General features: G+C 35.4%; 8 protein-coding genes and 1 pseudogene. All 9 read right to left on the reverse strand.

The window, feature by feature from the left end; translation table 11 throughout:
* A pseudogene (locus LPB87_RS15920) lies at positions 1–4,137 on the reverse strand (hypothetical protein); the annotation flags it as partial.
* Between the two features lie 579 nt (positions 4,138–4,716).
* Positions 4,717–5,640 carry a tRNA epoxyqueuosine(34) reductase QueG gene (queG, locus tag LPB87_RS15925; protein WP_129540823.1) on the reverse strand — a complete coding sequence of 308 codons (924 nt, stop codon included), beginning with the start codon at positions 5,638–5,640 and terminating at the stop codon, positions 4,717–4,719.
* A 147-nt stretch (positions 5,641–5,787) separates the two neighbouring features.
* Entirely contained in the window at positions 5,788–6,810 is a 1,023-nt protein-coding gene (gene ruvB / locus LPB87_RS15930) for a Holliday junction branch migration DNA helicase RuvB (RefSeq protein ID WP_129540822.1), read from the reverse strand.
* A gap of 71 nt (positions 6,811–6,881) precedes the next feature.
* The gene (locus tag LPB87_RS15935) at positions 6,882–8,678 is read right to left on the reverse strand and encodes a cbb3-type cytochrome c oxidase subunit I (protein WP_129540821.1); all 1,797 of its coding nucleotides are present in this window, start codon (positions 8,676–8,678) and stop codon (positions 6,882–6,884) included.
* A gap of 31 nt (positions 8,679–8,709) precedes the next feature.
* A complete protein-coding gene (locus LPB87_RS15940) occupies positions 8,710–9,873 on the reverse strand; it encodes a cytochrome c oxidase subunit II (protein ID WP_129540820.1) in 1,164 nt (387 codons plus the stop codon).
* A 19-nt stretch (positions 9,874–9,892) separates the two neighbouring features.
* The gene (locus LPB87_RS15945) at positions 9,893–11,299 is read right to left on the reverse strand and encodes a quinol:cytochrome C oxidoreductase (RefSeq protein WP_129540819.1); all 1,407 of its coding nucleotides are present in this window, start codon (positions 11,297–11,299) and stop codon (positions 9,893–9,895) included.
* Positions 11,300–11,329: 30 nt separating this feature from the next.
* A complete protein-coding gene (locus tag LPB87_RS15950) occupies positions 11,330–11,875 on the reverse strand; it encodes a cytochrome c (protein ID WP_129540818.1) in 546 nt (181 codons plus the stop codon).
* An 8-nt stretch (positions 11,876–11,883) separates the two neighbouring features.
* Complete coding sequence (locus LPB87_RS15955; RefSeq protein WP_230728535.1) at positions 11,884–12,408, reverse strand: DUF3341 domain-containing protein; 525 nt, start codon at positions 12,406–12,408, stop codon at positions 11,884–11,886.
* A complete protein-coding gene (nrfD, locus tag LPB87_RS15960; protein WP_035623581.1) occupies positions 12,401–13,801 on the reverse strand; it encodes an NrfD/PsrC family molybdoenzyme membrane anchor subunit in 1,401 nt (466 codons plus the stop codon). The genes LPB87_RS15955 and nrfD overlap by 8 nt, the downstream gene beginning before the upstream one ends.
* Positions 13,802–13,828: the final 27 nt, after the last annotated feature.

Below are 13,828 nucleotides of genomic sequence, written 5' to 3' on the forward strand. Positions count from 1 at the left end.
TGGTGTAGCTAATTGAGCGGCATTACTAAATGATGCTGATGCTAATGAAGTACATTTTCCATTTCCTGAGCTAACCGTGTAGTTTTTTCCAATTGTCATATTACTTATTAATCCACTATTAGAAACCGCTGGTCCTGTTGGATTAAAAATATAGGTATTACCTGTAACATAATTATCTATTTTACTACTCGATGCTATTGAACACGTAGCTGCCGTAGTTGTAATTATTGGTTGATCTGGTATTGCTGGTTGCGCATTTACAACAATATTTGCTGATGCCAACGACGTACAACCTACGGCATTTGTTTCTTTAAATGTATATGTTGTTCCTGCCACAGCTGTTACTAATCCAGTGCTCGAAATGTTAGAAGCAGCTATTGCTGGTGTAAAAGTATAAGTGCTTGTACTAACGAATCCTGTAATCTGGAAACTTCCTGTTGCTTCAGCACATGTTGGATGTGTTACCACACCTGCAACTGGTCGATCTGGTGTAGCTGGTTGTGCATTAATAACAACATCTGCTGATGCTACTGATGTACAACTTCCAGATTTTGCTGTTACTTTATATCTCCCTGCTGGTGCTGTTATTGTGCTACCCCCTTGAGATATTCCTGTTGATGGGGCTATTGTATAAGTATAAGATGAGTTATAATTGTTGATTGTAAAACTTCCTGTAGCTGTTGCGCAAGTTGGTTGTGTTACTATGTTTGCTGTTGGTTGTGGAATCGACGCACTCACCGTTACCTTTCCTTCTATAGTAACTTCTGTACAAGGTGCTGTATGTCCAACAGTAGTTATTGTATAAGTACCTCCTGTTGTTGGGGTTCCTGAAATAGTTACTGTTTTTGCATTTGGATCTACATCCCATCTTAGTCCTGCTGGTATGTTTGTGACTATAGCATTTGTAGCACTGCCACCAAAAGTATAAACAGTTGTTGGAATCGCTGTTACTGTACAAACTGCAGGATTTTGTGCCCCACTAGTAAATACAATTGTAGAAGCTGTATTTACAACTGCAGCAACTGCAATTCTTGATGCCGTAGTACAACCAGCGGCTGTAGTAGCTCCAACATAATAAGTTGTACTTGTTGATAAATTTGGTATAGTAAAACTCGTTCCTGTTCCTAATGGTGTAACATCTGTCAGATTCGCATACCAATTGATTGTTGCGCCTGATGATGCCGTAGCTTCTAGTGTTACGCTTCCAGCTCCACATATAGAACCTTGTTTAGTAGAATTAATTGTTGGGGAAGCATTTACAGTTGCTACAACAGCAGTTCTATTTGAAGTACAGCCATTATCAGTTACACCAACATAATACGTAGTTGTTGTGGATAAATTTGGTGTGCTAAAACTCGTTCCCGTAGCCAATACTGTAGTGCTTGTTTGATCAGCATACCAATTAATTGTTCCTGCTGATGCCGTAGCCTCCAAAATTACTGTTCCTGCATCGCATCGTGAAGCTGGGGTTATTCTAGTAATAATAGGTACTGCATTAATAACAAAATTAGCTGCAGTTCTACAACTTGTATCATCACAAGCTGCATAATACGTTTTCGTTTGTGGAGCACTAGAGGCTGTTAAACCAGAATCTGAAATTTCAAAAGGATTAAATGAAGTCCCGTTAGCACCAACTATTGGTGTCCCACCTGTAGCATTAAGATACCACTTTATATTACCACTTGAACATGATGTAGACGTAGCTGTTAATGAAGCTCCAACGGTATTCCCTTTACAAACGGAAGCACCAGTAGTTCTTGGTGCGTTTGCAACTGCGTTGATAATTATACCATTAGTCGGGAGAGAAATACACCCATCTGCATTTGTTGTAGTAACCACATAAGTATTTGGTGCCAATCCAGAAAAAATACCTGAAGTATTACTTATTGGTGTCGTTACTGGATTTGTCCCTTTAATTGTATAAATGATTCCAGAGCCATTAACAGGAGTATCTACCTTTATTGTTCCTGTTGGTACAGTACAACTTGTTGGTGTAACCGTAGTTGTTGGTGTTGCCGGTAAGGCTAAAATTGTTATATCATCTAGATTAGTACTTGTACCATTAAAATTTGAACCTGGAACATCCCCCTGACCACCTTGATACGTTGTATTTGTTCCGCCAGAATTATTTCTAAATGCTGTTATTTTTCTAGTATCACTACCCGATAAACGTGTTGGATCCAAATACAAGGCCTGTGCATTAGAACTATATACTCCTGCAGCAATAGTCCCTGTTACTTTCCCCACTAAGGTTATTGTAACCACTCCATTTTGTGCAATATTAAATCCTCCAAATAAAGGTCTATTACTTGTAGCTGTATTTACCAAAGCTCCAGAAGGTCCTGATGCTGTACCAACTGAATATGTAGCTGTAGCAGAATCGAATCCTATATTTGCAGGAAAACTAAAATCTAAAAAGACTCCAGCTGCATTTCCAACACCAGTATTTTTTATTTGAATTTCGTAAGAAACCTTTTCATCAATCGAGTTACAAGCTGATGCTGTTGGCAAAGCTTTTACTGTAGTAGTAAGAATAGGAAAACAATCGGAATTGACTTGCAAATATGGAGGTAGCGCATTATTAGCAAAAGCGGCTACAATACCTTTTTCCCCTGCCACAGCACCATGATTAGTACCCCCTGTCCCATTTGTTAAACCTGATGCTCCTCCTAGTACAGAAGTAGTAACATTTGCTACCGCAATGTTATGTCTAATAATTCCACCACCACCACCACCACCAGGTCCGTGTTCATTTTTAGTATCATTTGCTGTATGTCCTCCTCTTCCTCCGTTCGCATTAATTGTAATTATATCTGTAGTAGCTCCAGAGATATTCAAAAGCACTGTCCCTCCTGCACCTGCTCCACCTGCTCCATCGGATGAACTTTGGAAAACACCAGCAGCACCATTACTTCCATTTACTTCAATCGTACCAGGTCCTTTTACAGTCCCTGCATTAATAAGCACAATAGCTCCTCCTACACCACCTTTAACTCCATCTGTGGCATTATTAGCATCTCCGGCACCACCACCTCCACCCATGATAAGTCTAGTTAGCTCCGGATTGGTTGTTGTAAAAGATTTAAAACCAGGCCTTCCTCCTCCAGTATTCTGAATATTCGTTTGCGACCATTGTACTCCACCACCACCTTGCCATCCATAGCCACCTAAACCACCATAACCTCCGTTACCACCACCACCACCACCGGCATTGTGATCATTTCCACCTCCACCTGCATTGGCAGGGGCTCCTCTACCAGCTGATCCTCCTGGCATACCTTCTACTAAATTATCTACTGCATTATATCCATCCCACATATACCTTGGTGTACCTGCAATTCCTTCTCCTTTTCCAGAAATAGTAGTCAGTGAAGCATCACCTACATAAGTAGTTGAATTATTTATACCTGAGTTAGCTATAGGACTATACCCACCTCTAAAACCTCTTGCTGTTCCATCTATAGTGAATCTATTAAAATCGAAAGCCCCAGAAACATTAAAAGCAATAATACCTCCTGCAACACCATTAAAAGGTGGGGTTGTTATAGCTTTTGTTAAAGTTAAATTAGAATATTGAGGCACTCTAACTATTTGAAAAGTTCGCTTTCCTCTATCCGTGGTTGCTGTAGCATTAAAATAACTATTAGAAGTACCTCCATTAGCTGCAGTACCTTTAAACGTTAAATTCCCACCAGTAAGTGGGACATTATTTGTAGCAATAACATATTCAAAAATACCAGTATTCCCAATAGCTGTAAATCCAGTGGCTCCTAAGCCACCAGGCCCAATATTGGAAATTCCAGAACCATACAAATTACTATTAGCATAATTTATTGAAGCATCCTGCATTTGGATAATCAAGACTAAATCTCCTACAGAAATTGGAATTGTACCAAAATTATTTCCATGCCTATCTGTATCAGGTACTTTAGCCAACATTACAGATTGGCCACTTGCATTCAATGTAATATCGCCCGCAATAGGATAATATGTATTTACAGAGCTATTTACTGTAACAGGTCCATCCCCTCCAGGAGTTCCGCAAATTTGTGAGAATAAGTTGGTTGAGAATAAAAAAAATACAATAAAAAATAAGTACTTAAAGAAATTAAGCATTTTAAGAGTACAATTTTGCATAGACAGTTTTCTTAGGGGTAATACTATAGGAATTCGAAAACCAAATAAAGGAATTCGAAAAATTTAAATTAAAAAAAAGGAACCATTGACCTGAAAATCTAAGAACAAGATTTTCTGAAACTTTAAAAAAGTAATATAAAATAAGCGCCATAAATAAATTAGGTTCGACTCAAATTCGTCTTAAAGTTTATATATTAGGTAGTTTGGTGGGGCGAAAGTATATAAACAACAAAAAAATTACTAGATTAGTCGTCAAACTACCTATTTTGTCGATGAAATACCCTTTTTGCGGAAGATTTTCTGTTTTAATAGATAAAAAAAATAACTTTTGGATAACAATACGTTTTAATTATAACAACATAAGACATATTTATCAAAAAAATCGAACAATAAAACTCGTAACTAACTTAAATTCAAACACTAAAACAAACAAAAAAGACATAGTTAAAAATTGCATCTTTGGCATATTTCAATACTATTTTGCATCATTATTGGAGTACATTTTAATAAAAAAACAAATTTTATTAACATTAATAACACAGAATACATAATATTTATCAAAAAAAATTAATAAAAAGTTTATTTCAAAAAATCTACATTTCTTTTAAGTCCATCGAATTTCGTTCTTTTAATTGGTGAATTTTTAAACACTACACGAAATGTTTCTTCGGTAATCTCGATCCACTCTTTTCTTGACATTGCCATAACATCTGGATTGGGATTAAATAATGGTTCAGAGTGTGCTTTCGAAAATCTATTCCATGGACAAACGTCTTGACAAGTATCACACCCAAAAGCCCAATCATCAAACTTTCCTTTCATTTCTTGCGGGATGCTCTCTTTTAATTCAATTGTAAAATAGGAAATACATTTGCTTCCATCAACAACATAAGGAGCGACAATTGCTTCTGTTGGGCATGCATCAATACACGCAGTACAGGAACCACAGTGATCTGTTGCAGCATAGTCATATTCTAAGTCCAAATCTAAAATTAGTTCTGCTATAAAGTAAAAAGAACCTACTTTTTGAGTAATTAAATTACTGTTTTTACCAATCCAGCCTAGGCCGCTTTTTGCTGCCCAAGCTTTATCTAAAACTGGTGCAGAATCTACAAATACGCGTCCAGTAACGTCTCCTATTTGCTCCTGAATTGAATGAAGTAATTCTTTAAGCTTTTCTTTAATTACAAAATGGTAATCTTGTCCATAGGCATATTTTGATATCTTAAAACTATCTTTTTCTTGAGTTTCTGATGGATAATAATTAAGTAAAAGCGACACAACACTTTTGGAATCATCGACTAATAAAGTAGGATCTAATCGCTTATCGAAGTGGTTTTCCATATAAGCCATTTGACCATTATGGTTTTTATTCAACCAATTTTCTAAACGTGGTGCTTCTTTCTCTAAAAAACCAGCCTTAGATATACCACAAGACAAAAATCCGAGTCTTTTGGCTTCGGATTTAATAAATTGTGAATATGTACTTTTAGAATTTATCAACGTGAAATTATCTAGAAACGGTTTTAGCACTGATGAGAACGACATCCTTTTTCTTGAAATCCTTCCTTTGCAAGGATTTTAAGAAAAAAATATAGTAAACAGCAGGGCAAGAGCGGAGCGAACTGCCAAAGTAAATAGCTTAAAAAATTAAAATAATCCGCCTTGAATGTTCGTGTTTATCTTGCCTAAATGTTTATATGCTTTATCAGTAACTTCTCGCCCTCTTGGAGTTCTCATAATAAATCCTTCTTGAATTAAGAATGGTTCATATACCTCTTCGATGGTTTCGCTACTTTCAGAAACTGCCGTTGCAAGTGTAGACAATCCAACTGGCCCTCCTTTGAACTTGCTAATTATAGTAAGAAGAATTTTATTATCCATCTCATCTAAACCATGTGCATCGACATTTAATGCTTTTAAAGCATATTGAGCAATACTCAAATCGATTGTTCCGTTTCCTTTAATTTGTGCAAAATCTCGAACACGTCGCAACAAAGCATTTGCAATACGAGGAGTTCCACGACTACGTCCTGCAATCTCGATTGCAGCATCTAATGAAATTGGCATTTTTAATATAGAAGCACTTCTTTCTACAATTGTAGTTAAAAGTTCTGTAGTATAATATTGTAATCGTGATGAAATACCAAAACGAGCTCGCATTGGGGCTGTAAGTAAACCTGAACGCGTTGTCGCTCCAATTAAAGTAAAAGGATTTAAGTTAATTTGTACTGTTCTTGCATTTGGCCCGGATTCTATCATGATGTCTATTTTAAAATCTTCCATTGCTGAGTACAAATACTCTTCAACGATTGGGCTCAATCGGTGGATTTCATCTATGAACAAAACATCTCTTTCATCAAGATTAGTTAGCAAACCAGCTAAATCTCCTGGTTTATCTAAAACTGGCCCTGATGTAATCTTAATTCCAACCTCTAACTCATTGGCAAGTATATTGGCCAAAGTTGTTTTCCCTAGTCCCGGAGGCCCATGAAAAAGTGTATGATCTAATGCTTCATTACGTTGGTTGGCTGCTGCTACAAAGACTTTCAGATTTTCTAAAACCTGGTCCTGACCTGCAAAATCATCAAATGAAAGTGGCCTTAATCTTTTCTCAAGATCAAATTCTTCTGGATTATAGCTATTCGTAGTTGGATCTAAATTCTCATTCATTGAGCAAAGATAGATAAAGAAAAAATAAGACAAAAAAAAACCTCTACTAAGAGTAGAGGTTTTAAATATTTTTAGTGATGAAGAACTTCTTCTCCTTCTTTCATTGGTACGTTTTGAGGTACAAAATCAACGTCATAGTTTGGATTACTGTAGTCATATGGCCAACGGTAAACGTGAGGAATTTCTCCTGGCCAGTTTCCGTGAATATGCTCCACTGGTGTAGTCCACTCTAAAGTTGTAGATTTCCATGGGTTTTGTACTGCTTTCTTACCGTAGAAAATACTACTAAAGAAGTTATACAAGAATACCAATTGGAAAACTCCTCCTACTAAAGCAAATACAGTTATTAAAACATTTACATTTTGTAAATCGTCAAATAAAGGAAAGCTTGTATTTGTATAATAACGTCTTGGTAAACCTGCTAATCCGATAAAGTGCATTGGGAAAAATACTCCGTAAGCACAAACTGCAGTTACCCAAAAGTGAATATAACCTAAGTTTTTATTTAACATTCTTCCATACATTTTAGGGAACCAGTGGTAAATACCAGCAAACATTCCATAAAGTGCAGAGATACCCATTACTAAGTGAAAGTGAGCAATTACAAAGTAAGTATCGTGAACGTTAATATCTAAAGTACTATCTCCTAAAATGATCCCTGTTAAACCTCCAGTGATGAAAGTAGAAACCATTCCGATAGAGAATAACATTGCAGGATTAAATTGTAAGTTACCTTTCCATAAAGTTGTAATCCAGTTGAACGCTTTTACAGCAGAAGGAATTGCAATCAATAAAGTTGTAAATGTAAATACAGATCCTAAAAATGGATTCATCCCTGAAACGAACATGTGGTGACCCCAAACGATTGTTGAAAGGAAAGCAATTGCCAAAACTGACATAATCATCGCTCTGTATCCAAAAATTGGTTTACGAGAATTCGTAGCCATAATTTCAGAAACAAGTCCCATTGCAGGTAAGATAACAATATATACCTCAGGGTGTCCTAAGAACCAAAATAAGTGTTCGAACAAAACTGGTGAACCACCTTGGTAATGTAAAACTTCTCCAGCGATATAAATATCAGATAAGAAGAATGAAGTACCAAAACTTCTATCAAAAATCAACAATAATGCTGCTGATAATAATACTGGGAATGAAATAACTCCAATAATTGCAGTTACAAAAAATGTCCATATGGTTAAAGGTAATCTAGTCATAGACATCCCTTTTGTTCTTAAATTTATAACAGTAACGATATAATTTAGAGATCCCATTAATGATGAAGCAATAAATATTGCCATAGAAATCAACCATAAAGTCATACCAGTTCCTGAACCAGGAATCGCTTGTGGTAAAGCACTTAGTGGAGGATAAATCGTCCATCCAGAAGAAGCAGGTCCAGCTTCAACAAATAAAGAAGACAACATTATTACTGCTGATAAGAAGAACAACCAGTAAGATACCATGTTCATAAATCCAGAAGCCATATCTCGTGCTCCAATTTGAAGTGGAATCAATAAGTTACTAAACGTACCACTCAAACCGGCAGTTAAAACGAAGAATACCATGATGGTACCATGAATGGTTACCAACGCAAGATAAACGTCATTAGTCATAACCCCGTCTGGTGCAAACTTATCTCCTAATAAAACATTGAAAATTTTGAAAGACTCTTCAGGCCATGCTAATTGCATTCTAAAAAGCAAGGACATTGCAATACCAATTACCCCCATAATAATACCCGTAATAAGGTATTGCTTGGCAATCATTTTGTGATCAATACTAAAGATATATTTAGTAATGAATGTGTCTTTATGGTGGTGTTCGTGTTCGTGATCTTGTCCGTGATCGTGACCTTCTGCTGACATATATGTATACTTTAAATTTCTTAAATAAATATTATTTCATAGCTACTTTAGGAGCTTCTACTTTAGCAGTAGTATCTACTTTAGTAGTATCAGTACTTCCTGCCGCACCTTCTGTTGGAGCTGGAGCTACTGCCGCTTTAATATCCTGAGCTAATGTTGCTTTATCGCTTAACCATTTTTTATAATCTTCTGGAGTATCAACTACAATTTTCATTTGCATGTTATAGTGTGATGTACCACAAATTTTATTACAAAGTAACAAATAATCAAAAGTATAAGGATCTAAAGCTGTTTCACCTTTTGCTACTAAATCAACACTTTTCTTAGAACGAATAGAATTAATATGAGCAACTTTTTCTACCATGTATGGTAACTCTCTATATTCTGAAGTAGTGTAAACTGGCGTAAAAGCAAATTCAGTAACCATTCCAGGAACACAGTTCATTTGCGCTCTAAAGTGAGGCATGTAAGCTGAGTGTAATACATCTTGAGAACGCATTTTGAAGTGCACTTTCTTTCCTTTTGGGATATGCAATTCTGAAACAACAATATCATCTTGTGAATATGGATCAGACATATCAACACCTAATGTGTTAACACCTTCAATTAATCTTACGTTAGCTTTTCCTAAAACATTATCTGGTCCAGCATATCTTGCAGTCCATTTAAACTGTTGAGCGTATAATTCGATAACGATTGTATCTTCATCTTCATCAACAAACATAATATTATTCCAAGCATACAATCCATAAAGAATTAATCCTGCCAACACAACTGCTGGGATAACACTCCAAAGTGCCTCTAATCTATTATTATCTGCAAAATATAATGCTTTTTTATCTTTATCTCCTTTATATTTAAAAGAAAAATAATAAAGTAAACCTTGAGTAATAAATTGAACTACGAAAATTAAAACCCAAGTAATGTTCATAAGACTATCAACCAAGCTACCGTGCTCAGAAGCTGGTGTATGTAATACTAATGGCCCCCATTTTATCAATCCATATATAGTAAATATATATATGAATGCTAAAAACCCGAACATCAAATATCCTTGAACATTATTATCGTTATCAGATGCAACCTGAGAATCGTCCGAATTTGCACCTACCTGAGTAAGATCAAATATCTTGGTCAATTGCCATAATGCTACAGCTAATAAAACTAAAACTATAATTACCAACAAACTTGTCATCTGTTTATTTCTTTAAATATTAATAATGAAAATGTTTACTTTCTTCTATAAATGGATTTCTTTTTGGTAACAAAGGAGCTTTAGTTAATGCAGTGAAAACTACAAAAATAAACAATCCTAAGAAGAAAAGTACTGATGCAATTTCTGGAACACCAATAAACCATCTATCCCCTACCGTACCAGGCATAATCATATTAAAGAAATCAAGATAATGTCCTAATAAAATTATAACTCCTGCCATAACGATAACCCAACTGATTCTCTTGAAATCTGTATTGATTAAAATCAATAATGGGAAAAGGAAATTCATAACAACCGCTCCAAAGAAAGGAAGATTATAAAGTTGTATTCTAGTTACAAAATAAGTTACCTCTTCAGGTATATTAGCATACCATATTAACATGAATTGTGAGAACCATAAATAAGTCCAAAAAACACTAATACCAAACATGAATTTAGCAAGGTCATGAATATGACTTGTATTCACGAACTCTAAATATCCTTTAGATTTTAAGTATACAGTTACTAATGCAATTGTAGTTATACCACTTACAAAGAAACTAGCAAATACATACCAGCCAAACAAAGTACTGTACCAGTGTGGATCAATAGACATAATCCAATCCCAAGACATAATAGACTCAGAAACGATAAAGAATACTAAGAATCCCGCAGTCATTTTGAAATTCTTCTTATAGTTCAAATCATCATTAGCTTCATCTTGAGCCAAACATCTTTGTCTTGTATAATAATTATACAAATTCCACCCAATTAAAAATATAGCTGCTCTAATAATCCAGAAAGGAAAATTTAAATAACCTGCTTTATTAGCAATAATAGCATCATAATTAGGACTAGTAGGATCTGTTACTCCATCTGCCATCCATACGAATATATGGTTAAAGTGAAGTCCACAAAGTACTAAAATTACAAAAAATATAGCAGAACCAACAGGTAAATAAGCAGTTATACCTTGCATAACTCTAAATAGTACCGGAGACCATCCTGCTTGTGCAACGTGTTGAATAGCATAAAATGCAAGAACCCCCATAGAAAGTAGCAAAAAGAAGATACTCGCAACATATAATGCTGACCATGGTTTGTTTTGCAATTGGTGCAAAACATGATTTAAATGCTTATTATGCTCATCAGCAGCACTAACTTGAGCGTGTTCTTTTTTTCCTTCAGCATGTGCTTCATGAGCTGGCTCAGCAGCATCATGAGCTACGACAGCATGTGCACCATGAGCAGACTCAGCAGTAGCATGAGTAGCTTCACCGTGACCTCCATGAGATTCAGCAGCTAGAATTTTTTCAACTTCTTGAATATCTTTAGGTGCATTTAAAAAACCATACCCAATACCCAAAAGACCTAAGGCCATTAAGATGAAAGAAAAAGTTTTTAATTTACTTGAAAATGTATACATATCTAATACGATCAGTTTGTTCAACAATTATTATAATTGGCTTTTTAGTTTTAGAACATAGTCAGCAACTAACCAACGTTCGTGAGTACTTAATTGATTTGCATGAGAACCCATTGCATTTAATCCGTAAGTCTCAACATGAAAAATACTTCCCTCAGTGATTTCTCTATCTTTATAGCTAGGAACTCCAAGAAATTTTTCTCTTTCTACCAATTTACCTTTTCCATTTCCAGTTGCACCATGACAACTCATACAATAGATATCAAAAAGTTCTTTTCCTTTTTCTGAATTTCTATCTAAAGAATCTAAAGGTGATTTTAAATTAGCTTTTGCCAATTCATAACCTGCTGTAGAATTCTCATATTCATAAGGTTCAAAACCTCTATTTATAGTTCCGTTTGCAGGAAGTTGAGCTTCCTTTCCTCCTTTAAATACATTAGCTTCTGCATATGGTTCATACGCTAAAGACTCATACATATTAGGGAAGTACTGATAGTTTGGTGCCGAAATATTGTGGCATGATGAAACTAAAATAGTTATACCAACTAAAAGTGTTATTTTATATATACCTTTCATAGCTACAATTAATTCTTTTCTATTACTTTAACTTCTACAGCTCCCGTGTTTTGGAAAAAAGAAACTAATTCTTCTTCGTTATTGTTAACAGCAACTTCCATTAAGAAATGGTCATCTGTTGTTCTTACATCCGGGTTTTCTGCTTCTTTAAATGGCCATAATCTACTTCTCATATAGAAAGTAATTACCATTAAGTGGGCTGCGAAAAACACAGTCATTTCAAACATAATTGGCACGAATGCTGGCATATTCTGAATGAAACTGAAACTTGGTTTTCCACCAATATCCTGAGGCCAGTCATGAATCATAATGTAACTCATCATCATAGTCGCTACAGTGATACCAACACATCCATATAAGAAAGAACATATTGCTAATCTTGTAGGCGCTAAGCCCATTGCTTTATCCAATCCGTGTACCGGAAATGGAGTAAATACCTCTTCAATATGATGATGTGCAGCTCTAGTTTTCTTTACAGCATCCATCAAAATATCATCGTCATTATAAATGGCGTATATAACTTTATTACTCATGATGTGAATCTTTATTTGCTCTTTCTCTTATGTAATTATCTCCTGTTCCTTTCAAAATAGTTTTCACCTCTGCCTGAGCAATAACTGGGAATGTTCTAGAGTAAAGTAAAAACAATACGAAGAAGAAACCAATTGTTCCGATGAAAATTCCAATATCAACAAATGTTGGTGAAAACATTGTCCAAGAAGATGGAAGATAATCTCTATGTAAAGAAGTAACAATAATTACGAATCTTTCAAACCACATTCCGATGTTTACAACAATCGAAATTATAAATGAGAACATGATACTTGTTCTTAGTTTTTTGAACCACATGAATTGTGGAGAGAAAACATTACAAGTCATCATTGACCAATATGCCCACCAGTAAGGTCCAGTAGCTCTATTTAAGAATGCATATTGCTCGTATTCTACTCCTGAATACCAAGCTACGAATAACTCAGTGATATAAGCAACCCCTACGATAGATCCCGTAATCATAATTACGATATTCATTAATTCGATATGTTGGATTGTAATATAAGCTTCAAGATTAGAAACTTTTCTCATAATGATCAACAATGTATTTACCATTGCAAATCCAGAGAAAACCGCTCCTGCAACGAAGTAAGGAGGGAAAATTGTTGTATGCCATCCTGGAATTACAGATGTTGCAAAGTCCATAGATACAATTGTGTGTACAGAAAGTACAAGTGGAGTCGCTAAACCTGCAAGTACTAAAGATACTTCTTCAAAACGTTGCCAGTCTTTTGCTCTACCGCTCCATCCAAAACTTAGGATAGAATAAACTCTTTTATTAAAAGGTGTTATTGCTCTATCACGTAGCATTGCAAAATCAGGTAACAAACCAGTCCACCAGAAAACTAATGATACTGAAAGATACGTAGAGATGGCAAAAACGTCCCAAAGTAATGGTGAGTTAAAGTTTACCCATAATGAACCAAATTGGTTTGGTATAGGCAATACCCAGTATGCTAACCATGGACGTCCCATGTGAATAATTGGAAATAAACCTGCTTGTACAACAGAGAAAATTGTCATTGCTTCGGCAGAACGGTTAATCGCCATTCTCCATCGTTGACGGAAAAGTAATAATACTGCTGAAATCAAAGTTCCGGCGTGACCAATACCTACCCACCAAACAAAGTTTGTGATATCCCAAGCCCAACCAACTGTTTTATTTAATCCCCATGTTCCGATACCTGTAGATACGGTGTAAATTATACAGCCTAATCCCCAAAGGAAAGCTGTTAATGCGATTGTAAATACAATCCACCAATGTTTATTTGCTTTACCTTCAACAGGCGCAGCTACATCTACAGTTACATCGTGATAAGATTTATCACCTATAACTAAAGGTTTTCTAATGGGTGCTTCGTAGTGAGACGACATAATCCTTTATATTGTTTCTTAATTAAT

The organism is Flavobacterium sp. EDS, from assembly GCF_020991525.1.
Classification (GTDB): domain Bacteria; phylum Bacteroidota; class Bacteroidia; order Flavobacteriales; family Flavobacteriaceae; genus Flavobacterium.

Bases quoted from the DNA above. Each gene is read 5' to 3' on its own strand.
- LPB87_RS15955 (WP_230728535.1), bottom strand. From the start codon at position 12,408: ATGAGTAATAAAGTTATATACGCCATTTATAATGACGATGATATTTTG.
- LPB87_RS15940 (WP_129540820.1), bottom strand. From the start codon at position 9,873: ATGACAAGTTTGTTGGTAATTATAGTTTTAGTTTTATTAGCTGTAGCA.
- LPB87_RS15945 (WP_129540819.1), bottom strand. From the start codon at position 11,299: ATGTATACATTTTCAAGTAAATTAAAAACTTTTTCTTTCATCTTAATG.
- ruvB (WP_129540822.1), bottom strand. From the start codon at position 6,810: ATGAATGAGAATTTAGATCCAACTACGAATAGCTATAATCCAGAAGAA.
- LPB87_RS15950 (WP_129540818.1), bottom strand. From the start codon at position 11,875: ATGAAAGGTATATATAAAATAACACTTTTAGTTGGTATAACTATTTTA.
- LPB87_RS15935 (WP_129540821.1), bottom strand. From the start codon at position 8,678: ATGTCAGCAGAAGGTCACGATCACGGACAAGATCACGAACACGAACAC.
- nrfD (WP_035623581.1), bottom strand. From the start codon at position 13,801: ATGTCGTCTCACTACGAAGCACCCATTAGAAAACCTTTAGTTATAGGT.